Raw genomic sequence first — 26,270 nt, 5'->3', positions numbered from 1 at the left:
CGCGCGTTCGCGTTCGCGTTCGCGTTCGCGTTCGCGTTCGCGTTCGCGTTCGCGACCAGGCCACGAGCGGCCCGGTCTCTCTCGCCGAGACACGGTAGCGACACATCCGGCGTCGCGCACGCCGTTCGCCCGGAAAAGCGCGCGCGGACCCCAGGGAGAGCTCGGCGGGTCGACCCGGTGGCCGGAGACGCTCAGCATTTTGATGAATCTTCCCCCCCCGCCCCCCGGCACTCCGTGGTGCAATCGCCACGCCGAGCGCCGCCTCGCGCATGCGCGAGGCGGCGGGCATGGGAGGACGCGCATGTGGGGCAAGGGCTTTCGTGACGGTGTGTGGGGCCGGCTCGGCGATCCGTGGGACCTCGTCGTCGTGGGGGGCGGGATCACGGGCGCCGGCATCCTCGCGGAGGCCACCCGCGCCGGGCTGCGCGCCGTGCTCCTCGAGGCGCGCGACTTCGCCTCCGGCACGTCGAGCCGCTCCACCAAGCTCGTGCACGGCGGGCTGCGCTACCTGCGCCAAGGGCAGTTCCTCGTCACCCGCAAGAGCGTCAAAGAGCGCGAGCGCATGCTCGACGAGGGCCGCGGACTCGTCGAGCCGCTCCCCTTCTCCCTGGCCGCGTTCGAGGGCGACCAGATGCCCCGGTGGATGTTCGGCGTGGGGCTCAGCATCTACGACGCGCTCGCGTGGAAATGGGAGCACGAGCGGCTGAACGCGGCGGAGATCCTGCGGGCGTTCCCGGCGATGGCCGAGTCGGGCGTGCTCGGCGGGTACCGCTATTTCGACGCCCAGACCGACGACGCTCGCCTCACCGTACGCGTCATCCGCGAGGCGGTGCGGGCCGGCGGCACAGCGCTCAACTACGCGCGCGTCGTCGATCTCCTTCGCGACGCCAGCGGCCGGGTGGTCGGCGCGGTGGCCCGCGACGACGGCGCCCCCGAGGGCGATCCGCGGCGCGGCCGCACGGTCGAAATCCGCGCCAAGGCCGTCATCAACGCCACGGGCGCGTGGGCAGACGACCTCCGTGGCGCCGTCGGGGAGTCGCCGCGCCTTCGCAAGATCCGCGGGAGCCACCTCGTTTTTCCGCGCGGCAAGATCCCGGTCCAGGAGGCGATGAGCTTCATGCACCCGCGCGATCAGCGAGGCGTGTTCGCCGTCCCCTGGGAGGGCGTCACGCTCGTGGGGACCACCGACGTCGACCACGACGCGTCGCTCGAGCTCGAGCCCCGCATCTCCACCGCCGAGGCGGAGTACATCCTCGAGGGCGCGCGGAAGGTGTTCCCGACCCTGGGGCTCACCGAGACCGATGTACTCTGCACGTACGCGGGCGTGCGCCCCGTCATCGACACGGGCAACCCCGACCCGTCGAAGGAGTCACGAGAGCACGCGGTGTGGCAGGAGAACGGGCTCTACACGATCACGGGAGGGAAGCTGACGACGTGGGCGCTCATGGCTCGCGAGGCGCTCGAGGCCGCGCGCGCAGAGCTCGGGCCGCTCCCGGAGCGCACGCGGATCTTCGCGGAGGATCCCGGCGAAGACGCGCTCTCGGCGGAGCTCACGCCCGCGGCCAAGCGGCGCCTGATCGGGCGCCTGGGCGAGGAGGCCGTGGGCGCCGCAAGCGAGGCGCACCTCCGCCAGTCGATCGGCGGCGGGCTGTCGCTCTTCGGCGAGCTCCGGCTCGCGGCCCGCGAGGAGGGCTGCGTGAGCCTGGGGGATCTCCTGCTGCGGCGCGTGCGCGTGGGGCTCACTCTGCCCCGCGGCGGCGAAGGCGAGCTCGCGGGCATCCGCGCGGTGGCGCAGCCCGAGCTCGGCTGGTCCGACGAGACCTGGGAGCTCGAGGAGCGGCGCTATCTGCGCGAGTGGGAGGCGGCGTATTCGCCCCCGTGAGCGACGGGGCGCGGCGCGGACGCCGCGTCCGGCACGCCGAGAGCCAGCGAGTCCCCCGCCCTCCCTTGGAGGCCCCCGTGCCGAAGAAGCCTAAGCGTGATCGCACAGTGCGGCGCGAAGCTGCCCGCGCGACCGAAAACTCCCGCACCGAGCGGCTCGCGCTCGCGAGGCTCGAGCCCGGCGGCTCCCCGGAGCGCCCCCTCGTGGTGTCGACCGCGGCGCTCGTCGAGCCCACCGCGCGAGGCCTGCCCTGCCCGGCCTGCGGCGCGAGCGTGCGTGTCGTGGGGCACACCGCTGAAGAGCGGGCCGGCCGGAGGCTGCGCGTCGGGCGCGTCGAGTGCTCGGGCTGCAGCGCGCGGCTCGAGAGGTTCTTCGAGGTGGCCCCCCCGCTGTTGAACTGAGCCAGCCGCGCCCCTCCACGATTCGAGCGCGTCGAGTCCTCGGGCAGGTCGCCGAGCGTGATCCTCGGCACGGGCAGCGCGGCCGTTCGGGCCCGGCGCCAAGACCAGGAGGTGGGGCCCCAGCGAGCGGGCTCCCCGCTCTCGCGCGGGGCGCGCGGACGGAGCCCTCCGCTGACAAGTCAGACTAGTCCCCTGGAGTCGTGGTTCGTATCAGAAGTCCGGTCTTCGGTGTCATGCCGAGGAGCGAGGGGGGGAGCGAGGGTGCCCCGTTTTCGGCGGCGGCGGGCCCGTCCTCAACTCGGACGTCGTTCCGCGCGGTGGAGGCGGCGCTTTGCGCTCAGGGGACAGTGGTTTCGGGTGTGACCGCGCGAGAACGCCGACCCTCGAACATGAGTATCCTCCCACCGCCGCCGAAAACGGGACATCCCCTCGCTCCCTCGTGGCGAAAGGCCGAGCCGCGCGACTTCTGGAAGGGATCACGCTTCCAGGAGACTAGATCAGCGGCATGCTCGAAGACCTTGAGCCCCCCATTTAGACCGACTGCTCCATGGACTTCAGCCAGACCTCGAGCGTGAGGAGCAGCCACACGCGGTGGGCGTGATGCGACGTGCCCGCGTCTTGCTCGGCGAGGACCTTCATCACGGCGTCGCGGCGGAGATAGCGGTACAGCCTCGCGCTCGGCCCGAGCTGGTCGTTCAAGAGCTCGCGCAGGGGGCCGCGGAACCAGTCGGCGAGCGGGACACCGAAGCCCATCTTGGGGCGGTTGACCAGCGCGTCGGGGAGCAGCTCCGGGAAGGCGCGCTTCAGCAGCCATTTCTTGTTGAGGCCGCGTCGACGGTAGCGATCGGGGAGCCTGGCAGCGAACTGCGTGAGCTCGCGATCGAGGAACGGCGACCGCAGCTCGAGCGAGTGGAGCATCGACGATCGATCGGCCTTCACCAGCAGATCGTACGGGAGGTACGTCTCGTAGTTGAACGCGAGCACGCGAGAAAGCGCCGTGGCATCGGGGCAGGCGTCGAGGCTCTCGCGGGCAAACCCGCGCACGGTCCCGTGGGCGCGCTCCGCGACCTCTGGCGAGAAGAGCTCGTCGAGTCGATCGAGGAAATACGGCGAGTACGCGAACAGCCGGTCTTCGAGGGGCCGCTCGGCGGTCACGAAGAAGCGCCTCGCCTTCGCGCGGAGGCTGCGCTCCTTCGCCCCCGGGGGCACGAGGTTCGCCACGGAGGCTGCGCCCGACCGCAGCGCCTGCGGGATGCGCTCCGAGATCTCCGCGGCGAGGAAGCGCGTATATCCGCAGAAGAGCTCGTCGCCACCGTCGCCGGTGAGGGCGACGGTGACGTGCTCGCGGGTGAGGCGCGAGACGATGCTCGTGGGAAGCGCCGACGAGTCGCCGAACGGGCCGTCGTGGACGTTGACGAGCGGCTCGATGAGCTCGAGAGCCTTGGGCTCCACGATGAACTCGGTGTGCTCGGTGCCGAACTGGCGCGCGGCCATCCGCGCGAAGCGGGTCTCGTCGTAGGCGGGGTCGCCCTGGAAGCCGATGGAGAAGGTCTTCACCCGCCCGGCGGTGTGCTTCGCCATCAGGCCGACGATCACCGTCGAGTCGATGCCGCCGGATAGGAACGCGCCGATGGGGACGTCGGCCACCAGCCTCCGCTTCACCGCCGCGTCGACGAGTGTGCGCACCTTCACCACGGCCTCGTCGACGCCGATGTCGAGCGGGGGCGCGCCGAACGGCGCACGGAAGTAGCGACGCACCACGGGCTCGCGGGCTCCGGGCTCGAGCCGCAGCGTGTGCCCGGGCCGGAGCTCGCGGACCTCGGCGTGCGCCGTGCGATCGCCGTGGCCGTGCCCGAGCGCCATGAAGACGGGCAGCTCGGCCTCGTCGACCGCGGTGCGCAGCCCCGAAGCGACGATGCCCTTGATCTCGGAGGCGAAGAAGAATCCGTCCGCGCGCGACGCGAAAAAAAGGGGCTTCTTGCCCGCTGGATCGCGGGCGGCGAAGAGCCTGCCCGTACGCTCGTCCCACACGGCGAACGCGAACATGCCCGTGACGCGATCGACGACCGCCTCGCCGAAGGCGCGGAAACCTTCGAGGAGGACCTCGGTGTCGGAGCGCGAGCGAAACGAGACCCCGGTGGCCTCGAGCTCGGCCCGGAGCTTGGCGTGGTCGTAGATCTCCCCGTTGAAGACGATGGCGAGGCCGTCCTTGCGCATCGGCTGCGCGCCGTTCTCCGTGAGATCGAGGATCGCGAGTCGAACGAAGCCGAGCTCCGCGGCGGGGCGCCCCTCGGCGCCAGGGAGCCGGAGGACGGCGCGCTGGTCGGGACCACGGTGGGTCATCACGCGGAGTGCAGCCTCCGCATTGACCGGGCGGGTGGCGCCGATGGCGCCGAAGATTCCACACATCAGCGGGCCTCGTGAGGCGTCATCGACCGATGCGATACCAGCCGCGCAGCGGCTCGAAAAGGCAAATCCGCGAGGCCGCCGGCGAGCCTTGCCCACGCAGTGCGCGTAGACGAGCAGCGCCACCATCATCGCGGGGTGGTAGCCCGCACGCCCACGGTCGTCCTTCGCGTTGTAGAATACATAGATCTGCGAGAGGTCTAGCAGCAGTAGGCCTCGTCGTCGCGCCTCGCACGGCTCGCAACTCGGTAAAACTCCTCGATCATCAAGCGGTTCGGCGCTCTAGTCGCGAGGCGCGCGCGCGGGCATCAGGCGGCCGGCTGGGCAGGAGGTCGCGGGAAGCGCCGCGGGCCAAGGCGCGGGGCGCCCGCGCCGCGCCCCTTGGTCGGCTTCGCGGTCGCTCGCCGCGTCGCAAGCGGCCAGCTGAACATGGCGAGGAGCCCGATCATGACGACGACCGGGATGCGCTGGCGGAGCATGAGCCCGATGTTCGCCATCGTCAGCGAGTAAGCGAGGGTGGTGGGCATGATGTACGCGAGCAGGCTCAGCAACGTGGCGCGATCGACCTTGGCGAGCAGTTTGGTGGCGCGCACCGCGCGGTAGATGAGGAACGTGAGGATCAGGGCGTCGACCTTGCCGAGGTGAAGGCCGATCGTGCCCCCCTGCCACGGGAAGGGAGAGAACAAGGTGTAGATCACACGAATGGGGATGCTCCCGACCCCCTTGTCGAGCTCGACCGCCGAGCCGCCGTAGGCGTTGCCGACGCCGGTGTCGCCCTTTCGCCCCGTCGCGAAATCGAAGGTCGCTTCGACGGTGGATGAGGCTTCGGCGCCGCCCTGGCTACCCGCGAGCGCCCACAACGCCACGCCCACGAGGACCGCCGAGATGGCGGGCCGAAGCCAGCTCCCCGAGCCGAAGCCCATGTACCCGACCACGATCGGGAGGATCGCGAGGAACACCATGTAGAAACGGACGTGCCAGAGCGCCAAGAGCGCGACGACGCCGATGCCGGCGTGCAGGAGCGAGAACTTCCGCGAGACCCGAATCGCGCTCCCGACGGCCGCGACGGTGAAGCCAAGGACGAGGGGGTCCTTGTACATGTCGCTCGAGTAGTAGAGGACGCCCGGCATCCCGAACAGGACCATGGTGACCCCGCTGGCCGTGCGGCGCGCGGCGCCGAGCTCGATGGCGAGCCGGTGGAGATAGAGCGCGGTCAAACAGGTGATCAGCACGACGAGCGACGTGCAGGCGATGCGCGCCGACTGCCCCCCGGCGAGGTAGATGAAAATGGCGAAGATGTTCGGCGGCAGGTCGGTCGGGCCGATGTGCGGGTTCTCGTGGGCCGTCATGTACTGGACGCCGCTGATTTCCCACTGGGTCGCGATCCAAGTCGCGAGCCACTCGTAGATGCGGGCGTCGCCCGCGATCTCGTGGTGGAAGAACTGGACGTTGGTGGAGACGAAATGGATCACGATGCGGGCGATGTACGACCCGATCAAGTACGCGCCGAAGCCGGTAGAGAGCTCGCGGGCGAAGTACACCGCCGCGATGAGCGCGATGAAGCACAGTGAGCCGAAGACGATGTCTACCACCTCGCCACCTCCGGCCGGGTCGGCCCGCTCGAGCAGCGCACGACGGCTGCTAGCGATGCCGGACGGATGAGCTGGCGGGCGCGCGACAAGGTGTCGGTGCGTTAGCAGAGGCGCCTTGCCGCGGCAACGACCGCGCTCAGGCTCGCTCGAGGTCGGCGCCGAGCCGAGGCGCCTTGCCGCGGCAACGGCCGCGCTCAGGCTCGCTCGAGGTCCGGCCGGCGGCCCGCCATGCCGACCGCCCACCCCATCGTGTAGCGCGCGTTGACTTCGCACCGCAGGTTCAGCCGCTCGTCTCCAGCCCGCCCCCGATAACGGAAGCCGTCGACGCCGAAGGGACCGAAGTATCCGACGGCGTGGAGCGCCGCGGCCGAGGCGGCCGCCTCCCGCGCGAGGCGCCCCGCCTCGTCGGCGCCGAGGTCGTGCGCCCGCGAGGTCGCGCGCCAGGCGCCGGCCTCGTCGCACACCTGCGCGGTCGGGTCACCGAGCGTCACACGGCCGCCCTCGTCGACGAAGCCGTGCAGCGCGAAGTCGCTCACGCGCTCGACCCAGGGCTCGACCTGCAGCCCGCCCGCCTCGGTGAGGCATTGCCGGGCGAACGCGGCCGCGCGGTGGTCGAGCGCGTGCGTGCGCAGGCGGAGACGCCCGACGTAGCCAAACGGGTGCTTGAGGACCCACTCAGCGCCCGGGAGACCGACCATCACCTCCCCAAGAGAGGCGAGGTCGGTCACGAACGCGCCGTGCTCGAGGCCCTGCCCGAGCGCCGCGGAGAGGCTGCGGTGGTTGGCGCGGAGCAGCGCGTCCATCGAGGGCGCCTTGGGCGGTGTGGCTCCGGCCGCCGCGAGCGCCCGGAGCGCCCTCGCGGTGGGGCAGAACGCGAGCCCGGCCAGCCCCCGGGCGTCGTCGTCGCGCCCGGCGCCGAGCACGACCCCGCCCTCGACCAGCAACGCGAGCTCCGGGGCCTGCGCCGCGCGCGCGCGTGCGGCGGCGGCGCGCGCCCCCGGCGTCCGGCCGGCCAGCTCTTCGTTGGCGTCGAGGTTCATGACCCAGGCGCGCGCGCGAGCCGTCGAGCTCAAGCGCGGACCACCGGCGAAGGCAGGCGGGTGGGATGCGCCGCGGCGAACTCCTCCAGCTCGTCGAGCACGTGCTCCGTGTATCCTGCACGCAGTCGCGCCGGCCGGTTCAGCGAGGGGCCCCGCATGACGCTCGGCGTGAGCGGCGGCGGCAACGCCGCGCGGAGCTGCGCGAGCTCGACGAGTGGTCGCCCCGAGAACCGCGCGAACCACGAGAGCCCGAAGCGAACGTGCATGATCTCTTCTTCGCCGACCTGGCGGACAATCGCCGCGCCCTGCGCGTCGCCGACGGCGTCGAGCTCCGCCGCGAACCGCGCGCAGTGGTCGAGGTTGCCGCCCTCGAAGCCGACCCCGAGCGCCGCCACGAACGCGAGCGGCGTGGGCACGGCGCCGAGCTTCTCCCAGAACCAGTCGCGCACCGGAAAGTCGCCGATGGCGAAGCCGAGCCGTCCGAGGTGCTCGCGGTAGAGCGCCATGTGCCGCACCTCGTCGTGGAAGACCCGGAGCAGCCCCACCCGAAAGGCCCAAGGTGCGTCGGGGAACGCCGCGAGCGCGGCGGCCATTAGCTCCGCGGCCTGAAGCTCGTGGTGGTGGAACGTGTGCAGCAGGTGGGCGCGCGCACGCGGATCGCGCGCCGCGTTCGGCCCCCGGGGGACCTTCACGCGGGCCACAACCCGAAGCTCGGGGGGGCGCCCGGGCGCGCGAACGCGAACGCGAACGGGCGCGGACCGCGGCGCGTCGGCCTCGGCGCGGAGAGCCTCCGCCCGGGTCGGCGGCGACGGCGGGGCGAGCTTCGTGACGAGCGCTGTCGAGGCGACGTAGTCGAGCGCCCAGCGCTCCAACGTGCCGGACCTCGGCCAGGCGGCCGCGTCGGCCGCGTCGCGCGTGTCAAGCACGGCCAGCCCCCTCGCGCGCGCGAGCCACCCTTCTCAACTTCGTGGGTGCTCCCGCGCGCACGGCCTTAGAGTACAGCGGATGAGCGCGAGCCGCGATCCCGACGACGCCCCGTTCGAGCGCGAGCCGTGGTCGGTCGGGCGCGTGCTGCGAGACGGGACCGCGGTCACGCTGCGGCCACTCCACGCCGACGACAAGGAGGCGTTCCGCGAGGCCTTCCGCGGGCTATCACCGGCCACCCGCTACCTGCGGTTCTTCTCAGTCGTGACCGAGCCCTCCGAGCACGTGCTCCGCTATCTCACGGACGTCGACCAGCACGACCACGTCGCGATCGCCGCGACGGTGACCTCGGCCGACCTGAAGACCGAGCGCGGCGTGGGCGTCGCGCGGTTCGTGCGCGCGAAGGATGCGCCCGCGGTCGCCGAAGCCGCCGTCACCGTGGTCGACGAGTTTCAAGGCCGGGGCCTCGGCGCGCTGCTCCTCGTCGAGCTCGCGCGCGCCGCCCTCGCGCGCGGCGTGCACACCTTTCGCGGGGAGGTCCTCGCGACGAACCAGCCCATGCTCGGCATCCTCCGCAGCGTGGGCGCGACGCTGAGCGCCAGCGAGGACGCGGCGGGACCGCCTTCGGAGGGCGACCTCCCCGCCCTGCGCCGCGAGCGCGCCGGTTCCCAGGAGACCGCCACGCTAGGCTTCGCGGTCCCGTTGAGGGGCGGCGGGCGCGAGGGCGAGCGCGCGCACGAACCGCACGACGGCCTCCTCGAGATCGTGCGCGCGGCGGCCGCCTCGATGGCCTCTCGGCTTCGCGGGCTCGTCAGCGCCGAGGGGGAGCGCCAGCCCGCCTCGACGAGGCGCCCGGACGTTCGAGAATAGGTCAGATGTCAAACTCGGGGGCGCCGGGGACCGCGTCCCCGTCCGGCGACGCGGGCGACCCCGTGGCAGGCAGCGGGCGCGAGGAGTGCCCCCTCTCGCCGCGAGAGACCAGCGACGCCGGCGCGACGCTCTTCGTGACGAACACCGAGCCGCCGATCACGCTGCCGCGCCCCACGATGGTCGTGCCGCCGAGCACGGTGGCGTTCGCGTAGATGGTCACGTCGTCCTCGACGGTGGGGTGACGCCGCACGTTGCGGATCACGCGGCCGGACGCGTCACGTGGGTGCGAGAGCGCGCCGAGGGTGACCCCTTGGTAGAGCTTCACCCCGTCGCCGATGACGCTCGTCTCGCCGACGACCGTGCCGGTCGCGTGGTCGACGAAGAAGCGGTGGCCGATCTTCGCGCCCGGGTGGATGTCGCACCCCGTCACGCTGTGGGCCCACTCGCTCATCATGCGCGGCATGAGAGGCACGCCCATCTCGTAGAGCTCGTGCGCGACCCGGTGCACCGCCACGGCGAGGAAGCCGGGGTACGCGAGGATCACCTCGTCGAGCCCGTGCGCCGCGGGATCCCCCTCGAGCGCCGCCTGCATGTCGTCGAGCAGCATCGCGCGGAGCGCCGGGAGCCGCGCGAGCAGCCGCCCCGAGAGCTTCGCGGTGTACTCGGCGCAGTCGGCGTAGGCGCGCGAGCCGTCGCCCTCGCCCTCTTCGATGGCGTGACAGAGGCACTGTTCGATCTGGACCGCGAGGCGTGCGTGGAGCTCGTCGAAGAGCCCGCGGAGGTGCTCGGTGAGGTTCTCGTCGGTGAGGTCTTGCCGCCCGAAGTACCCCGGGAAGAACACCTCGAGGCACAGCTCCACGATCTCGGCGACGACCGCCTTCGAGGGCATGTACCGGCGATTGAGGCGGTGACCGCGAGGATCGCCGGCGTAGCTCTGCGCCATGGCCGCGACGAACGAATCGAGCTCGGGGTGCGACATCGCAGCCCCCATAGCGCGACCGCCCCGCGCTGCCAAAGGTCTCGTGGTCTCGCCGCGCGGCCCGGTCGCGCCCGGGCGCCTGGCCCTAGCCGGTCGCCTTGTCGAGACCGTCGAACATGCCCTCGAAGAGCGCGCCCGAGAGGTAGCGCTCGCCCGCGTCCGGGAGGATGACCGCGACGGTCTTCCCGGCGAACGCGGGCTCGTTCGCCAGGCGCAAGGCCGCGGCCGCCGCGGCGCCACAGGAGATGCCACAGAGGATGCCCTCCTCCTTCGCGAGCCTGCGCGCCGTCGCGATCGCCTCGTCGTTGGAGACCTGCTCCACCCGATCGACGAGCGTGAGGTCCAGGTTCTTGGGCACGAAACCTGCGCCGATCCCCTGGATTTTGTGCGGCCCGGGCGCGAGCTCTCTGCCTTCGCGGGTCTGCGTGATGACCGGCGAGTGGCTCGGCTCGACGGCGACCGAGACGATCGCGCGCCCGCGGGTCTGCTTGAAGTAGCGGGAGACGCCCGTGATCGTGCCACCCGTGCCCACGCCCGCGACGAGCGCGTCGAGCTCGCCGTCGGTGTCGTCCCACAGCTCGGGGCCCGTGGTCTTCTCGTGAATGGCGGGGTTGGCGGGGTTCTCGAACTGGCGCATGAGGTGGAGCGTCGGGTCGGCTTTCGCGAGCTCCTCGGCCTTGGCGATCGCGCCCTTCATGCCCTGCGCGCCCGGCGTGAGCACGAGCTCGGCGCCGAACGCGACGAGCACCTTCCGCCGCTCGAGGCTCATCGTGTCGGGCATGGCCAGCACGCAGCGGTACCCACGCGCGGCCGCGGCGAACGCGAGGGCGATGCCGGTGTTGCCGCTCGTGGCCTCCACGATGCCGCCGCCCGGCCGCAGGAGGCCCTGCTCCTCGGCGTCCCACACCATCGACGCGCCGATGCGGCACTTCACCGAGTACGCGGGGTTCCGCCCCTCGATCTTCGCGAGCACGCGCGCGCCAGCGCCCTTCGCGAGGCGCCGCAGCTCGACGAGCGGTGTGCGGCCAATGCTTCGGGAGTTGTCCTCGTAAATGCGCGCCATCGTGCCCTCCTGCTGTCGTTCGTTATACTGGAACTGTCGATACTATAGCGAACGAAAACATCGGGCAAGCTTGGCCGTCGAGCCTACCGCGACAGGGCCGCGCGCAGCTCCGCAGCCCGCACTGTGTTCTCGAGCAGGCACGCGATGGTCATCGGGCCGAGACCGCCCGGCACGGGCGTGATCGCCGAGGCGCGCTCCGACGCCTGCGCGAAGTGGACGTCGCCGACGAGGCGCGTCTTGCCGGGCTCGTCGGGCCGGGGCACGCGGTTGATGCCCACGTCGAGCACGACCGCGCCGTCGCGCACGTACTCGCCGGTGAGCAGCTCCGGCCTGCCCACGGCGGCGACGAGGAGGTCGGCCTCGCGGCACAGGGCGGCGAGGTCGCGGGTGCGCGAGTGCGCGATCGTCACGGTGGCGCTCTCGGCGAGCAGCAGCTGAGCGACAGGCTTCCCGACGATGTTGCTGCGACCGACGACCACCGCGCGGAGCCCCGCCACAGCCACGCCGGCGGTCGCCAAGATGCGCATGCACCCGAGGGGCGTGCACGGCACGAGCCGCGGACGGCCGAGCGCGAGGAGGCCCACGTTCTCCGGGTGGAAGCCGTCGACGTCCTTCCATGGGGAGATCGCCTCGAGCACCGGCGCCTCGCGGATGTGCTTCGGCAGCGGGAGCTGCACGAGGATCCCGTCGACCGCGTCGTCGCACGAGAGCGAGGCGAGCAGCGCGAGCAGCGCCCCCTCCGAGGTGTCGGCGGGCAGCCGGTGGACCCGGCCTCGCACGCCCACCTCGGCCGAGGCCTTCTCCTTCGCGCCCACGTACACGTGGCTCGCGGGATCGTCGCCCACGAGCACGACGTCGAGGCCCGGCGGCCGCCCGGCCGAAGCGGTGAACGCGGCGACGCGGTGCTTCACCGCGAGACGAACCGACTCGGCGATCTTCTTCCCGTCCAGGAGGGTGGCCATAGCGGCAGGCTAAATCAGCCCGACCCGACCACGGCGGAATTTTCAATCACTCGACGCGGCCGCGGGGCGCGGCGCGGGAGCGCGCGCCTTGTGGATGAGGGCCGCCGCCGCGAGGAGCCCGAGGCCGATGAGCTGGGAGGTCGACAGCCCGAGGGCGCCGCCGCGCGCGTCGCGACGGAGGATCTCCACGAGGAAGCGCGCCACGGGGTAGAGCACCATGAACGCGACGAACACCTGCCCGTCGTAGCGCTTGCGAGGGAGCACGTAGAACAGGCAGAAGGCCGCGATAGCCAGGGAGAAGGCGCTCTCGTAAATCTGTGTAGAGTGCACGGGGTGACTCCACTCACGCGCCGACGCGAGCTCCCCGAGCTTGGCCTGCGCCTCGCTCGCGGGGCTCCGTGGCGGGAACGAGAGCGCGAACGGCAAGCCGGAGCGCGCCCCGAAGCAGCAGCCAGCCAGCAGGCAGCCCATGCGGCCAAAGGCGAGCCCCATCGGGATCGCGAAGCCGGCCATGTCGGCGGCCTTCCAGAAGGGGAACTTGTCGCGGCGGAGCAGCACGACCGCCGCGCCCGTGGCGCCGAGGAAGCCACCGTAATACGTGAGGCCGCCGGCCCAGAACTTCGCCCACGCGAAGCAGTCGGTCTGCGACGGGTGGCAGGTGCGGGCGGCCTCGTCCCACACGCCCTGGTACCGCGAAGAGAGGCACTCGGCGCGCTCGAGCGGCCAACTCACCTTCGATGGGTCGGTGCACAAATGCACGTAATCCATGAAGTATCCGTCGGCCACCACATGGAGCAGGCGCGAGGCGACGACGCCCGAGAGGAGCATCGCCAGCGACAGGTCGACGATGACGTCGGGGTTGTGGCCGATGCGACGAGCCCAAAGGACGCCGAGCGCCGTGGCGAACACGAAGCCGGTCAGGAGGAGGACGAAGTAGGACGGGAAGCCGACGTCGAAGAGACGAAACAGCTCCGGTCTCAAGCGTCTTCCTTCGCCACCTCGCCCTCGGACGAGGGCTTCAGGGACGCGGGAGCGGACGTGTGGGCCGACGCCTCGGGCGACGCCGCCGCCTCGGTGGGGGCCACCTCCATCGCGGGGCCATCGGCGGCCGGGACTAGGGGCGCCGCGACGAGCGCGGCCGGTCCGGGCTCGCGCCCGCGGCGCGCGGTGAACATGTCCACCGCCATGAGCCCGACCCCCACGCAGATGGCGACGTCCGCGACGTTGAACGTGGGCCAGTGATCGGTGACGTAGTGGCCGGGCACGTGTTTGGCGATGAACGTGTTCATCGAGCGCACCCACTCGGCCCGGTAGTCGATGAAGTCGATGACGTGACCGTAGCGAACGCGGTCGAACACGTTCCCGAGGGCGCCGCCGAGCACCAACGGGAGCCCCCAGCGGAGCGCGTGCTGGCGCGGCGTCAGGCGCCGGTAGAGCGTCATGATGAAGGCGATCGCGGCGACGGAGACCAAGAGAAAGAAGGGCCGGCGTACGTTCTCGCTCTGACCCTGAAGCAGGCCCCACGCCCCGCCCTTGTTCTTCGCGAGAATGAACATGAGGTGCTCTTCGAGCACGGTGACGAACCCGGGGTAGCCGTCGAGCGCCTTCTCGGCCCAGAGCTTCGAGGCCACGTCGGCCACGAGCGACACCATCGCGACGATGAGCAGGAACGAGCGCGAGGGTCGGCCCGCCAGCGGATCGGCGATCTTCTTCGCTGTGAACTGCGGCGGCGCCAAGCGGGGCTCGTCCGGGGCGAGCCGCGCGGGCTCCGGCGGGGCGGGAGGGGCCGGCGCCGGCTCGACCGCGGGGGGGGCGACCGCGGAGCTGGCAAGCACGGAGGGGGCGAGCCCCGCGGGTGCGGTCTCTTCGGTCGGTTCGGGAGCGGCGTCGTTCATGAGGAAATCGAGGGACGAGAGCGGCGGGAGGCCACCGAGCGCGACGCGCATCTGCGCGCGACGCGAGGCCCCCCATGTACGCCAGTTCGCCTGAAGTCGCTACTACCCAGCCCCGCGGGCTGGCTTTTCGCGGCCGCGCGAGCGCGCCGACTTGCGCCGCCGCCCCCCTCCTGCTTTTTTGTTCAGCGTGACCTCGGCCGACCTCCCCCGCCCCTCTTCCCCTTGGGCACACGACGATCGCGGCGTCGACGCCGTGCTCGCGCGGTGGCTCGCGAGCCGCGCGGTGCGCCCATGCATCACGGCCGACGAGGCCCGGGGCCCTCGCGAGGCCCACCTCCGCGCGGTCCCCGCCGACCTCGCGCCGGGCCTCGTGCGCGCGCTCGCGAAGCGCGGCATCGACCAGCTCTACGCGCACCAGGCCGAAGCGTTCGCGCTCGCTCACCAAGGAGCTCGCGAGGACGGACCGCGTGGCCTGGTCGTGGCCACGCCCACCGCCAGCGGCAAGAGCTTCTGCTTTCACCTGCCCGTGCTCGACGCGATGGTGAAGCGCCCGGGCGCCCGCGCGATTTACTTGTATCCTACAAAGGCCCTGGCGCGAGACCAGGAGGCCGGCCTCCGCGAGCTCGCGCGAGACGCGGGCATCGACGTGCCTGCCGTGGTCTACGACGGGGACACCCCGGGCGACGCGCGGCGCGCGGCGCGTGAGCGCTCGGGCATCGTCCTCACGAACCCGGACATGCTCCACGCGGGCATCTTGCCGCACCACACCGCCTGGGCGCGCACCTTCCAGAGCCTCGAGTACGTGGTGGTCGACGAGCTCCACACCTACAAGGGCGTCTTCGGCTCGCACGTGGCGAACGTGCTGCGCAGGCTGCTGCGCGTGGCCCACTTCCACGGCGCGCGGCCGCGACTCATCGGCGCGACGGCCACAATCGGCAACCCGCGCGAGCACGCGGCCCGCCTCTTCGGGCTCGAGGAAGACGACGTCGTGGCCCTCACAGAGAGCGGCGCGCCCCACGGCGATCGGCGCTTCTTCGTCTACAACCCGCCGGTCGTGAACGCGGAGCTCGGCGTCCGCGCGAGCTACGTGAAGCAGGCCGTGAAGCTCGCGACCGATCTTGTCCGCGCGCGGGTGCCCACCATCGTGTTCGGGCAGTCGCGCAACAACGTGGAGGTCATGCTCCGCTACCTCCGCGAGCGCGTGGCGGGCGAGCTCGATCCCCAGGCCATCATGGGCTACCGCGGCGGCTACCTGCCCGAGCGGCGACGCGAGATCGAGCGCAAGCTCCGCGAGGGCGAGGTGCTCTGCGTGGTGGCCACGAACGCCCTCGAGCTCGGCATCGACGTGGGCGATCTCGACGCGGTGGTGTGCGCCGGCTACCCGGGGAGCATCGCGGCGGTGTGGCAGCGGTTCGGCCGCGCGGGCCGGCGGGGCGCGGGCAGCGTGTGCGTGCTCGTGACCTCGAGCGCGCCGCTCGACCAGTACCTCGCGAGGGAGCCCGCGTTCCTGTTCGGCGCGCCGATCGAGGAGGCGCGCATCGACCCCGAGAACGCCGAGATCCTCGTGCAGCACCTGAAGTGTGCGGCGTTCGAGCTGCCCTTCAAGGCCGGCGAGGCGTTCGGTCCCCTGCCCGCCGACGACACCCGCGAGGCGCTGCGCTTCCTCGCGCAGCACCACGTGCTCCACGAGGCCAAGGGCACCTTCCACTGGGCGGCCGACGCCTACCCCGCCAACCACGTGTCGCTCCGCTCGGTGAGCTGGGACAACGTCGTCATCATCGACGCCGAGCACGACGCGGTGCTCGCCGAGATCGATTTCCGTGGCGCCCACACGATGGTGCACGAGCAGGCCATCTACCAACACGACGGCGAGTGTTGGCAGGTCGAGCGCTTCGACTACGACAACCACAAGGCGTACGTGCGGAAGGTCGAGCCCGACTACTTCACCGACGCCATGACCCACGTGCAGATCGCCGTCATCGAGGAGACCGCGCATGGCCCGCTCGGCCCGCTCGGCCCGCTCGGTAAGCGCGGCGCCGCGGACCGCGACGACGGCGCCGCCGACGCTGGCTTCCGCGCCGGCCACGGCGAGGTGAGCGTGGTCGAGAAGGTTGTAGGATACAAGAAAATCAAGTTTCACACGCACGAGAACACGGGCTACGGCGAGGTGCGGCTCCCCGAAATGCAGATGCACACGACCTCGTTCTGGCTCTCGGTGCCCGAGGGGCTCGCCGCCGAGGTCGCCGGCGGGCGGGCGCAGGCGATCGACGGGCTCCGGGGCGTGGGCGTCGCGCTCGAGCTGGTCTCCACGCTGGCGCTCATGTGCGATCCGCGCGATCTAGGAACGACGCTCGGCGACACGGGCCTCGACGACGGCGAGGCCGGCGGCGAGCACGACGCTCCGCGCGCGCCCCCCCAGGCCGCGCGCGGCGGGCCGCGACCGGGCTACGATCCGACGCTGTTCGTGCACGAGCACATCCCGGGCGGCACAGGCCTCTCCGAGCGAATCTGGCAGAACCGCGCCGAGCTGCTCTTCCGCGCCGAGCGGCTGGTCGCGGGCTGCCCGTGCGAGGCCGGCTGCCCCTCGTGCGTGGGCCCCACGAGCGACGGGGCGCGCAAGGCTACATCGTTGTTTTTGTTGGGGAAGATGCTGGGGTAGCTCGACCAGCCCAAGGCGGCCACCCCAGAATTTCCCTGCCCCGGCCTTCAGACCGGGCGCAGTCCCGGTCGTTCACCCCTCTTCGCCCAAGCTCCGCAGGCGCGCCTTCTCCGCGTCGGGCAGCGCGCGCGCGGCGGCCAGGTCGAGGAACACCGCCCGGTCGCCCAGCGCCTGGAGCGCCTCGTCGTACGTGCGCGCCTCGGCCAGCGCGTCGAGATCGCTCGTGCTGCACGCGAGCACACCGCGCGGGTCCACGGGGCCGGCGGTGAGCGCGGGGAGGTCTTCGGCGAGCCGCAGCGCCACGAGGTCGTGCGCGAGGGGTGTGTACACGGTGGAGACGACGGCCGTGCCGTCCTGGAGCGCCGCGACGTCGCCGAGCGCGAAGCCGTCGAGGTCGAGCTTCGCGGCGACCGAAGCCGCGCTGCGGAGGAGGACCACGAGCCCGACCTCGTCGTCGTCGTCGTCCCCGCCGAGCGCTCCGAGGCCGAGCGCGTCGAACACGCTCTTCTGCATGGCGCTCACCGCGGTCGCGAGGTCGTGCGGGCTCGCGCCGAACTGGAGCGAGGCCGCGAGCTTCTCGAGCAGGTGGCCGGGCTCGCCGGGCTCGGCGGGCGCGCCAGGCGCGATCCACACGCCGCCCTCCTCGATGGCCTCCACCACCGCCGCGTAGCTCGTCGCGTCCGGCTCGAGGTCGTCGGGGAAGAAGAGCACGCCGCGCGGATCGTCGTGCACGAGGGGCAGACTCTCACCGAACTGGGCGAGCCACGCGCGCCCCACGCGTGGGTCGGCGGCGAAGGCCTCGTAAGGCTGGAACGTGTGGACGAGCACCGCGCCGTCCGCGAGGAGGTCGGCGTAGAGGCCGTCGCTCTCTTCGCTGTCCTCGTCGAGATCGAGGAACGGCGCGAGCGCTTGGAAGTCGCGGGGCCGAAGGAGCGCGATCGCGTCGGTGCTCATGGGCGCGGAGCATTTCCCGGCCGGACGGCCCCGTCAATGTGCTCCTCGCCGTTTCGCGACGTCGGCGCGTTTCGCTCGTTTCCGGGTCCGTCCTCGCGATACAAAGGAAGCGATGAACCGCCAAGTGAGCCCCGAAGCGGCGAACGTAGGTCTATGGCGACCCCGAGCCGAAGGCGAGGTGGCGCCATGAACATGCAAGCGAGCCGCAGGCGAGCGGCGTGCCTATGCCACGCGACCGAAGGGAGCACGGCATGAAGGTGCTGGTGACAGGAGGCGCGGGGTTCATCGGATCGCACATCGCCGAGCGCCTGGTCCGCGAGGGCCACAGCGTGCGAGTGCTCGACAACCTCACCAGCGGCCACCGGGAGAACCTGGCGACCATCGCGCGCGACGTCGAGCTCCAGGTGGGCGACGTGCGCGACGAGTCCGCCTGCGCGCGCGCCGCCGAGGGCGTCGACGTGGTGTTCCACGAGGCGGCGATCGTCAGCGTCCCGTACTCGGTCGAGCACCCCCGCGAGACCCACGCGGTGAACGTCCTCGGCACGCTGAACGTGGCGCTCGCGGCGCGCGACGCGGGCGCTCGCCGCATGGTCTTCGCGTGCTCGGCCGCGGTGTACGGCGAAGAGCCCACGCTCCCCAAGCACGAGGGCATGCGCCCGGAGCCGGTCTCCCCTTACGGCGTCGAAAAGATCGCGGGCGAGCAGTACCTCCGCGCCTTCGCGCACCTCTACGGCCTCGAGACCGTGTCGCTCCGCTACTTCAACGTCTTCGGCCCGCGCCAGGATCCAGGCTCCGCTTACTCGGGCGTCATCAGCATCTTCGCCGACCGGATCCTTCGCGGCGCCGAGCTGCGGATCTACGGCGACGGCCAGCAGACCCGCGACTTCGTCTTCGTGGACGACGTGGTCGCCGCGAACCTCCTCGCCAGCACGGCGCCCGCTGCCGTGGCCTCCGGGCAGGCCTACAACGTCGCCTGCGGCGTGCGCACCACCCTCCTCGAGCTCGCCGCGACGCTCTCCGACGTGTCGGGCAAGCCCCTCACCGTCACGCACGCCGAGCCCCGCGCGGGCGACGTCCGGGACTCGCTCGCGGACATCGGGCGCGCTCGCCGCGATCTCGGCTACGCACCTCGGGTGACCATGCGCGACGGGCTCGCGGCGCTCGTGGAATCGCTCGCCCCCACGGCCTGAGCGCCGCGCCCCTGGCGTTGCCGCAGGCGAAACCCTCGTGTTTCCCAACGCTTGCAGCGCACACGCGGCCCTTCGCTTTCTTTCCGCGGCGGGGCAAAAAGCGTGTCCAGCCCCACGGGAAGTTGGTACCGTGGTGGTTGGTCTTTGTATGACTCCGAAGTGCCCCCATGAGTAACCCGCGCGGATCGTTTGTCGACTTCGTCGAACGACGCGTCGGCATGATGGTCAAGGAGAAGTGGAAGGTTGAGGCCCTCCTTGGCACCGGAGGGATGGCCGCCGTGTACTCGGCGACGCACCGCAACGGCTCCCGCGTGGCGCTCAAGATGCTCCACCCGACCATGTCGATGGATCCGGCGCTCACCGCGCGCTTCCGCCGCGAGGGCTACGTCGCGAACACGGTGAACCACCCGGGCGTGGTGCGTGTGCTCGACGACGACATCGCCGAGGACGGCTCGGTGTTCCTCGTGATGGAGCTGCTCGAGGGCGAGACCGCGGACGCGCGGGCGAACCGCCTCGGCGGGCGCCTCCCTCTGAAAGACGCCATCCTGGTGATGGACGCGCTCCTCGACGTGCTCGTCGCCGCCCACGCGGTGGGGGTCGTCCACCGGGACATCAAGCCGGAGAACATCTTCCTCACGAAGGACCGGCTGGTGAAGGTCCTCGACTTTGGCATCGCGCGCCTCCGCGACGCGACCGCGCCCTCCGCCTTCTCCACGAACGACGGCACGCTGCTGGGCACACCGGCGTTCATGCCGCCCGAGCAGGCGCGCGGCCGCATCGAAGAGATCGACGCCCAGTCCGACGTGTGGTCCGTGGGCTCGACCATGTTCGCGCTCATCTGCGGCGAGATCGTGCACAACGCGAGCACGCCGAACGAGATCATGATCCTCACGGCGACGACCCCGGCCCGGTCGCTCGCCGTCGCGGCGCCGGCCACGCCCAAGGCCATCGTCGACGTGGTCGACAAGGCGATCGCGTTCGACAAGGCGAACCGCTGGACGAGCGCCAAGGCCATGCAACACGCGCTGCGGCAGGCCGCGTTCCAGGGCGGGCAGCTCAGCATGCCGCCGCCGCCGAGCTCCGACCTCGAAGGGCCCGGGGGCTTCAGCAACGCCGGGGGCTCGGGCGCCTACACCACGCTGAACCCCGCCCGCATCTCGCACGCCCCCTCGATCGCGCCGCCTTCCGAATCGTCTGCCTCGGTCCAGCCCCAAGCGGGCAACACCACGCTCTCCTCCTCGGCCACGTCCCGGTCGACCTCCACCTCGGCTTCGACGACCGAGCCAGGCACGCAGGACGCCGTAGGCGCCGCGAGCAGGCGCCGCAACGCGCTCTTCGGTGCCGCGCTCGTCGGCGTCGCCATCGTGGCCGCGACCACCGCCGTCATCGTCTCGAAGCGCATCGACGCCAACAACGTCCCGCCCGTGGTCCCCACGGGGAGCGCGTCCGTGACCGCCGCTCCGTCGGCCTCGGTCCTCTCGCCCGCGCCCTCGGTCGACCTCGAGGCGTCGACGCCCGCGCCGCCGCCCACGGGCGACAACAGCATCGACTTCGGCGACATCGACGACGCGGGGCTCCCCCGGCTCAACGGCGCCGGCCTGGTGCGGCGGCACCGTGACGGCGGTGCGGACGCGGCCTCGCGGTCAGGCGCCGACGCGGGCGCGAAGGCGCCCGACAAGCCAGCGGAGCCAGCCGATCCCAAGCCCGCCGACCCCAAGCCCGCCGACCCCAAGCCCGCCGACCCCAAGCCCGCCGACCCCAAGCCCGCCGACCCCAAGCCCGCCGACCCCAAGCCCGCCGACCCCAAGCCCGCCGACCCCAAGCCCGCCGACCCCAAGCCGGTCCCTTGATCGTCTCGTGAGCCTCTCGCGCGCGACCCCGGTCGCTCGCGAAAGGGCACGCTAACGCTTCGGTAGTTAAGGCAATTTTCCCTCTAGGGCGCTACGGTCGCCCCGCCGCGCATCGCCCGAGGAGCCCGAGCGCCGCGTCGCGACGACCACCAGGGTGGAACGGCGAGGCGCCGTCCACGATCGCCGCGCGCGTCCGCTGGGCGACCCGCTTGTTGTCTGTCGCGCAGGCCGCCACCGCGAGCTGCCACAGGGCCTCGCGCACGAGCCTGGGCGACGGGAGCGTGCCGAGGAAGAGCGCTCGCTCGAGCAATTCGATGCCCTGCGGGTAGAAGGCGCGCTGAATCTGGTTGCGACCCGCGAGGTAGTACAGCACCGCATCCTCGGGGCGCGCCTCGAGCGCAGCACCGAGGGCCAGCGCCGCCACGAACGGATCGGGCGCGCGGGCACCGTCCCCGAGCAAGAGCAGTCCGACCGGGCGGCGGAGGTCGGCGCTGCGGGCGGCGAGCGCCTTCACCTCGAGCGTGCGGGCGTGGTCCTCGGCGAGGGAGCGCGCAGCGAGCTCTGTGTAGCGTCGCGCGGCGTCTTCGTACGCGCCGTCCAAGAAGTCGGTGTCGGCCAGCGCCTCGGCGGCCCGATCGCGGTGCACGATGGGCAATGACGCGTCGCCCGCGAGGCGATCGAGCGCGGCGCGGCCCGCCGCCGCGTCGCGGTAGCGGCGCTGCAGGTACGCCACTGAGATCTGTGAGGGTACGTCACGGGCATCCTCCCGAAGAACCGCGGCGTACGCAGCGAGCGCCTCGTCGACCTGGCGAGCGTCGCGGCAGCCGTCCGCTTTGCGGCGGAGCGCGTCGACCACGTGCGGGCAGCGGCGACCGAAGAGCGACGGGCGGTCGAAGCGAGCCCTCGCGATCGCCGCCGCCTCCGGCGCCACCGCGATCGTCGCGAGGCGCGCGCGGAAGGCTGCGTCGAGCGCCTCCCACGAGGCGGACGTCACCTGCTCGAGGGACGCGCCCCCGTACCAGGCGCGCACCGCGTTCGCTCCGTACGTGTCGAGGATGTGGCCGACAAACGCCCCGGCCAGGGTGTAGCTCTTCGCCGACGCCTCCCCGAGGAACGCGAGCGAGAAGACGCGCTGCATGGGCGGCAAGATACCGAGATCCATCATGGTCTTCGCCCACGCGAGGTCGGTGACGTCATCGTCGTCCGGCGAGGCGGCTACCGCGATCCCCTCGATCAGCCCAGGGTTCGGCACGAGCCCGTAGAACGATCCGGCCACCCGAAACGGTCCCTGCCCGAACGCGCCGGCGACCACGTGCGCGAGCTCGTGGCCGAGCACCGGGTGCGGGTACTTGTCGAGCTGGAGATACACCTCTTCGCGCCAGGGCTTCGCGATGTACGTGTGCTCTGCACCCATCAAGCGACGCTTCTCCCCGGCGTCACGGAAGAAGAACGCTGTGATCTTCGCCGGGCCGCGCGCGCCGAGCCGAGCCTCGACCGCGGCGAGCTGCTCCTCGCAGTCTTGGCTCAGCAGCGCGGACTCCTCGGGGGCGAGCGAGCTCGGGAACACGATATCGCACCGCGCGCCCGTCAGCGCGCCCCCGAGCGCCGCCGCGACGGTCTCGCGCGACTGGTAGTGCCCAAGCTCGCTGCCGCTCGCGGTGATCCAGAGGCTCGCGGCCGCGGCGGAGGCGGCGACGATGGCCCGCTCGTGGAGCAGCGTCGCGCCGCGGGGGGCCCATGCGAGCCGACCCGACTCGGCCCGACGGAGGAGCGTGGCGAGCGTCAGCAGGGCGGTGAGCGTGGCGAGGGAGCCCAGCCGATAGACGAGCAGCGGTGTGCCCGCGTCGACGACGGTGTCGTACAGCGTGCCGCTGAAGAACCCGACGAACGGGTCGTAGGCGAAGATCATCGGCGACCGAACGAAGCGCCCGAACGAGAAGAGCGCGGTCGCGAGCGGCAGGGCGATCCCCAACGTCGCGCACGCGAGCCGCCCGCGGCGACGGCCTCGCGCGAGCTCCCCGACGAGCGCGCCCCAAGCCCCGCCCATCACGGTCCCGGCCCCCGCAGTGAGAGCGTAGACCGTGACCCCGCCGACGGGATCGCAGGCGCGCAAACGGAGCCCGTGCCCGAGCGCGAGAGCGAGCGTGAGCAGCGCGTACAGCAGCCCGACGGAGAGGCCCCGGACCACGTGGCGCAGCGGTTCGCCGCCCGGCGCGCGGGACGACTCGCGTCCGACCGCGATCGCGGCGACGCTCGGGCAGAAGAGACCGGCCGCGAGATCGTGCTCGTAGCCCACGCCGCCGAACAGCGGCACGAAGCCCACGAGCACACCGAGCGCACCGACCGCGAGCGCGCCGACCCCGACGGGCGTCGCGAGCCAGCGCCGCGCTGCCGGGAGCGCACCGCGAAAGCTCACGGCTCTTCCGCGACCTCCTCCGCCGGAGCGGGCGGCTCGAGGACGAGCGGGAGAATTTCGTCAATTCGCTTTATCAAGTGGATCTTCAAGTCGGCGAGCACGTCCTTCGGCACGTCGCCGAGGTCGCGCTCGTTCTGGCTCGGGATGAGCACCTCCGTGATGCCCGCGCGGTGGGCGGCGAGGAGCTTCTCCTTGATGCCGCCTACGGGCAGCACGTTCCCGCGGAGCGTGATCTCTCCGGTCATCGCGACCTCGCGCTTCACGGCCGCGTGCAGCAGCAGCGAGGCGACGGCGGTGAACATCGTGACGCCCGCCGAGGGGCCGTCCTTCGGAGTGCCGCCCTTCGGCACGTGGAGGTGGAGATCGATCGTACGCAGGAACTCGGGGTCGAGGCCGAGGTCCTTCGCGCGGCTGCGCACGAACGACATCGCCGCGGCCGCCGACTCCTGCATCACGCTCTTCAGGTTGCCCGTGACGGCGATCTCGCCGCGCCCCGACATCTTCGTCGCCTCGATGAAGAGCACGTCGCCGCCGGACGGCGTCCACGCGAGGCCTGTCACGACCCCCGGAGCGCTCGTGCGCTCCGCGAGGTCGGGCACGTACTTGGGCGCCCCGAGGATCTCCTGCACGCGCGCGGCGTCGGCCACGACGCGCACGTCCTCCCCCTCGGCGAGCTTCATGGCGACGTGACGGCACACGCTGCCGATCTGGCGCTCGAGCCCGCGAACGCCCGCCTCGCGCGTGTAGTTGTCGATGAGCGAGGCGATGCCGGTCGCGTCGAACTCGAGGCGCTCGTCCGTGAGGCCGTGCGACGAGAGCTGCTTCGGGCAGAGGAACTCACGGGCGATGTTTCGCTTCTCGGCGAGCGTGTAGCCGGGCACCTCGATGACCTCGAGGCGGTCCCACAGCGGTCCGGGGATGGTGTCGGGGTTGTTGGCCGTGGCGATGAACGTGACCTGCGACAGATCGAACGGCGTGTCGATGTAGTGGTCTTGGAAGGCGTTGTTCTGCGCCGGGTCCAGCACCTCGAGCAGCGCCGACGCGGGATCGCCCGCGACGTCCACGCCCATCTTGTCGATCTCGTCGAGCACGAAGACCGGGTTCTTGACGCCTACCTTCTTGAGCCCCTGGATGATGCGTCCGGGGAGCGCGCCGACGTACGTGCGCCGGTGGCCGCGGATCTCCGCCTCGTCGCGCACGCCGCCGAGGGCGATGCGGTGGTAGCGCCGCCCCATGCTCCGCGCGATGCTCCGCCCGAGGGAGGTCTTCCCTACGCCCGGCGGCCCCACGAAGCACAAGATCGGCCCCTTTTTGTCGCTCCGCAGCTTGCGCACGGCCATGTACTCGACGATGCGGCGCTTCACCTTGTCGAGCCCGAAGTGGTCCTCGTCGAGGCACCGCCGGCAGTCTTCGACGTCGAGCTTGTCGGTCGTGGTCTTCTGCCACGGCAGGTCCGCCAGCCACTCGACGTACGTCCGGGTGACGTTGAACTCGGCGGACTGCTGGTGCATGCCGCCGAGGCGACCGAGCTGCTTCTTCGCGATCTTGAGGGCGTCCTCGGGCAGCTGGGCCACGCGCACCTTCTCACGGAGGTCTTCGATCTCGTCGTCCTCGCCCTCGCCCAGCTCCTCCCGGATACTCCGCATTTGCTGGCGCAGGATCTGCTCGCGCTGGCTCTTCCCCTCGTCGGCCACCATGCTCGACACCTCGCGGCGCACGCGAAAGAGCTCGAGCTGGCGCTGCACGATCTGGCTCACGGCGAGGACACGATCGCGCACGGCGAAGGTCTCGAGGATGGCCTGTTTGTCCAGCACGCTCGCCTGCTCCGAGCTCAGGTTCGACGTGATGAGGTCGGCCAGGCTGCCCGCCTCGCGCACGTTGTCGAGCACGCCCTGCGTCTCCTTGGGGAGGTTCGGCATGAGGCCGAGCAGCTCGCGCGTACCGTCGCGGAGGCGGTTCGACAGCCGATCGAGCTCCGCGTCGCGCTCGAGGTCCTCGGAGATGCGGCGCACCTTCGCGCGCATGTAGGGCTCGATGCCGGAGCGCCCGACGAGGCGCAGCCGCGACAGGCCGTGGAGCACGACCGAGTAGTTCGAGGGCCCGAGGCGGATCACCTTCACGACCCGCGCCACGGTGCCCACCTCGAAGAGGTCGTCGAAGGTGGGCTCGTCGATCGACGAGTCTCGCTGGCTCACGATCCCCACGATCGCTCGCTCTTGCCCTAGCAGGTCCTCCACGAGGCGGACGCTCCGCGCGCGCCCCACGTTGATAGGCACCACGCTCGCCGGGAAGACCACGCTGTTCCGGAGCGGCAGGATGGGGAGGCTTTCGATCTCGAACCGTGGGTCTTGCGACAAGGGGCGTCTCCTCAGGGATGTCGCTGGAAGCTATCGCGAAACGCCGCCAAGGGAGAAGCCCGACGCGAGCGCCCGGTCAGCGGTTGCGCTCGAAGCGGGCGCGCGTTGGTGGTAGTGCTATGGGCGATGGTCCGCACAGCCTCGGTCGTCCTCGCGTTCGCGCTGCTCGCCAGCGCATGCGGCGCGCCTCGCGCGGAGGACCCGCAGAGCGTGCTGCGAGCCTACGCCACGGCGCTCGAGCAGGGACGTTCCGACGACGCGTACCGCCTCCTCAGCGACGACGCGCGGCGCGGGATCTCCCTCGAGGCGTTCCGGCGCATCATGAAGGACAACCCCGACGAAGCCCGGGAGATTGGGCGCGCGCTCGCGCGACCGACCTCGGCTCCGCTCGTCACCGCCACCGTGACCGGCGGGGACGGCGAGCAGCTCGTGCTCGTGCTGGAGAACGGCAAATGGAAGCTCGACCCCGCGAGCCTCGACTTCTACGCTCAAGACACCCCCAAGCACGTGGTCATGGGCTTCGTCCGCGCCCTCGAGCGGCGACGCTTCGACGTGGTGCTCCGCTACATCCCCGACGCGCACCGCGAGGGCTTCGACGCGGAGCGCCTCAAGAAGGCGTGGGAGGGCCCCGACAAGGAGGAGATGCTCCACGTCCTCACGGCGCTGAAGCAGGCCCTCCCGACCGCCTCGATCGAGGAGACCGGCGACCGCGCGACCATGCCGTACGGCGCCGGCACTCTCCAGCTCGTCCGCGAGCGCGGGCTGTGGAAGATCGAAGATTTCGACTGACCGAGACGACATCGGCTTCGCGCGGGTCGCCCCGGGTGTGT

Annotated in this window: 19 protein-coding genes; 7 read left to right on the top strand and 12 right to left on the bottom strand. The window is 71.6% G+C overall.

Annotated features, from left to right (window positions below):
- The first annotated feature begins 301 nt into the window (after nucleotides 1–301).
- Both IPQ09_10800 and IPQ09_10795 read left to right on the top strand, forming a co-directional pair.
- Nucleotides 302–1,882, top strand: a complete 1,581-nt coding sequence (locus tag IPQ09_10800) for a glycerol-3-phosphate dehydrogenase/oxidase (protein ID MBL0194692.1) — start codon at nucleotides 302–304, stop codon at nucleotides 1,880–1,882.
- 77 nt (nucleotides 1,883–1,959) lie between these two features.
- On the top strand, nucleotides 1,960–2,283 hold the full coding sequence (locus IPQ09_10795; GenBank protein ID MBL0194691.1) for a hypothetical protein: 324 nt from the start codon (nucleotides 1,960–1,962) through the stop codon (nucleotides 2,281–2,283).
- 531 nt (nucleotides 2,284–2,814) lie between these two features.
- Here IPQ09_10795 and asnB read toward each other — a convergent pair.
- The 4 genes from asnB to IPQ09_10775 all read right to left on the bottom strand — a co-directional run bounded on the left by asnB (nucleotide 2,815) and on the right by IPQ09_10775 (nucleotide 8,247).
- A complete protein-coding gene (asnB, locus tag IPQ09_10790; protein ID MBL0194690.1) occupies nucleotides 2,815–4,692 on the bottom strand; it encodes an asparagine synthase (glutamine-hydrolyzing) in 1,878 nt (625 codons plus the stop codon).
- Nucleotides 4,693–4,997: 305 nt separating this feature from the next.
- Nucleotides 4,998–6,281, bottom strand: a complete 1,284-nt coding sequence (locus IPQ09_10785) for a hypothetical protein (GenBank protein MBL0194689.1) — start codon at nucleotides 6,279–6,281, stop codon at nucleotides 4,998–5,000.
- A 194-nt stretch (nucleotides 6,282–6,475) separates the two neighbouring features.
- On the bottom strand, nucleotides 6,476–7,354 hold the full coding sequence (locus IPQ09_10780; GenBank protein ID MBL0194688.1) for a hypothetical protein: 879 nt from the start codon (nucleotides 7,352–7,354) through the stop codon (nucleotides 6,476–6,478).
- The gene (locus tag IPQ09_10775; GenBank protein MBL0194687.1) at nucleotides 7,351–8,247 is read right to left on the bottom strand and encodes a DUF455 family protein; all 897 of its coding nucleotides are present in this window, start codon (nucleotides 8,245–8,247) and stop codon (nucleotides 7,351–7,353) included. Before IPQ09_10775 ends, IPQ09_10780 begins: the two co-directional genes overlap by 4 nt.
- Before the next feature lie 79 nt (nucleotides 8,248–8,326).
- On the opposite strand from IPQ09_10775, the gene IPQ09_10770 reads away from it, so the two are divergent.
- Nucleotides 8,327–9,115 (top strand): GNAT family N-acetyltransferase, encoded by a 789-nt coding sequence (locus IPQ09_10770; GenBank protein ID MBL0194686.1) that lies wholly within the window; start codon nucleotides 8,327–8,329, stop codon nucleotides 9,113–9,115.
- A gap of 1 nt (nucleotide 9,116) precedes the next feature.
- On the opposite strand, the gene IPQ09_10765 is transcribed toward IPQ09_10770, so the two are convergent.
- The 5 genes from IPQ09_10765 to lspA form a co-directional block, all read right to left on the bottom strand.
- Complete coding sequence (locus IPQ09_10765) at nucleotides 9,117–10,004, bottom strand: serine acetyltransferase (GenBank protein ID MBL0194685.1); 888 nt, start codon at nucleotides 10,002–10,004, stop codon at nucleotides 9,117–9,119.
- Nucleotides 10,005–10,179: 175 nt separating this feature from the next.
- A complete protein-coding gene (gene cysK, locus IPQ09_10760; protein ID MBL0194684.1) occupies nucleotides 10,180–11,157 on the bottom strand; it encodes a cysteine synthase A in 978 nt (325 codons plus the stop codon).
- An 83-nt stretch (nucleotides 11,158–11,240) separates the two neighbouring features.
- On the bottom strand, nucleotides 11,241–12,119 hold the full coding sequence (gene folD / locus IPQ09_10755) for a bifunctional methylenetetrahydrofolate dehydrogenase/methenyltetrahydrofolate cyclohydrolase FolD (protein MBL0194683.1): 879 nt from the start codon (nucleotides 12,117–12,119) through the stop codon (nucleotides 11,241–11,243).
- A 42-nt stretch (nucleotides 12,120–12,161) separates the two neighbouring features.
- The gene (locus tag IPQ09_10750; protein MBL0194682.1) at nucleotides 12,162–13,100 is read right to left on the bottom strand and encodes a prolipoprotein diacylglyceryl transferase; all 939 of its coding nucleotides are present in this window, start codon (nucleotides 13,098–13,100) and stop codon (nucleotides 12,162–12,164) included.
- Entirely contained in the window at nucleotides 13,097–14,014 is a 918-nt protein-coding gene (gene lspA, locus IPQ09_10745) for a signal peptidase II (GenBank protein MBL0194681.1), read from the bottom strand. Before lspA ends, IPQ09_10750 begins: the two co-directional genes overlap by 4 nt.
- Before the next feature lie 253 nt (nucleotides 14,015–14,267).
- Here lspA and IPQ09_10740 point away from each other — a divergent pair, with 253 nt between their 5' ends.
- Nucleotides 14,268–16,673 (top strand): DEAD/DEAH box helicase, encoded by a 2,406-nt coding sequence (locus tag IPQ09_10740; protein ID MBL0194680.1) that lies wholly within the window; start codon nucleotides 14,268–14,270, stop codon nucleotides 16,671–16,673.
- A 72-nt stretch (nucleotides 16,674–16,745) separates the two neighbouring features.
- On the opposite strand, the gene IPQ09_10735 is transcribed toward IPQ09_10740, so the two are convergent.
- Nucleotides 16,746–17,627 carry a hypothetical protein gene (locus IPQ09_10735; GenBank protein ID MBL0194679.1) on the bottom strand — a complete coding sequence of 294 codons (882 nt, stop codon included), beginning with the start codon at nucleotides 17,625–17,627 and terminating at the stop codon, nucleotides 16,746–16,748.
- Nucleotides 17,628–17,878: 251 nt separating this feature from the next.
- On the opposite strand from IPQ09_10735, the gene IPQ09_10730 reads away from it, so the two are divergent.
- Nucleotides 17,879–18,817, top strand: a complete 939-nt coding sequence (locus IPQ09_10730) for an SDR family oxidoreductase (protein ID MBL0194678.1) — start codon at nucleotides 17,879–17,881, stop codon at nucleotides 18,815–18,817.
- A 167-nt stretch (nucleotides 18,818–18,984) separates the two neighbouring features.
- Complete coding sequence (locus tag IPQ09_10725) at nucleotides 18,985–20,667, top strand: protein kinase (GenBank protein ID MBL0194677.1); 1,683 nt, start codon at nucleotides 18,985–18,987, stop codon at nucleotides 20,665–20,667.
- Nucleotides 20,668–20,758: 91 nt separating this feature from the next.
- Here the strand turns inward: IPQ09_10725 and IPQ09_10720 are convergent, their stop codons facing one another.
- Both IPQ09_10720 and lon read right to left on the bottom strand, forming a co-directional pair.
- Nucleotides 20,759–23,083: a hypothetical protein gene (locus IPQ09_10720; GenBank protein ID MBL0194676.1), complete on the bottom strand. Its 2,325-nt coding sequence runs from the start codon at nucleotides 23,081–23,083 to the stop codon at nucleotides 20,759–20,761.
- Nucleotides 23,080–25,440 carry an endopeptidase La gene (gene lon / locus IPQ09_10715; protein MBL0194675.1) on the bottom strand — a complete coding sequence of 787 codons (2,361 nt, stop codon included), beginning with the start codon at nucleotides 25,438–25,440 and terminating at the stop codon, nucleotides 23,080–23,082. The genes IPQ09_10720 and lon overlap by 4 nt, the downstream gene beginning before the upstream one ends.
- A 126-nt stretch (nucleotides 25,441–25,566) precedes the next feature.
- Here lon and IPQ09_10710 point away from each other — a divergent pair, with 126 nt between their 5' ends.
- Complete coding sequence (locus tag IPQ09_10710; protein ID MBL0194674.1) at nucleotides 25,567–26,229, top strand: hypothetical protein; 663 nt, start codon at nucleotides 25,567–25,569, stop codon at nucleotides 26,227–26,229.
- Nucleotides 26,230–26,270: the final 41 nt, after the last annotated feature.

Source organism: Myxococcales bacterium (assembly GCA_016720545.1).
Taxonomy (GTDB): domain Bacteria; phylum Myxococcota_A; class Polyangia; order Polyangiales; family Polyangiaceae; genus JAAFHV01.
Note: the sequence above shows the minus strand (reverse complement) of the source record. Positions and strands in the feature narration are given on the sequence as shown.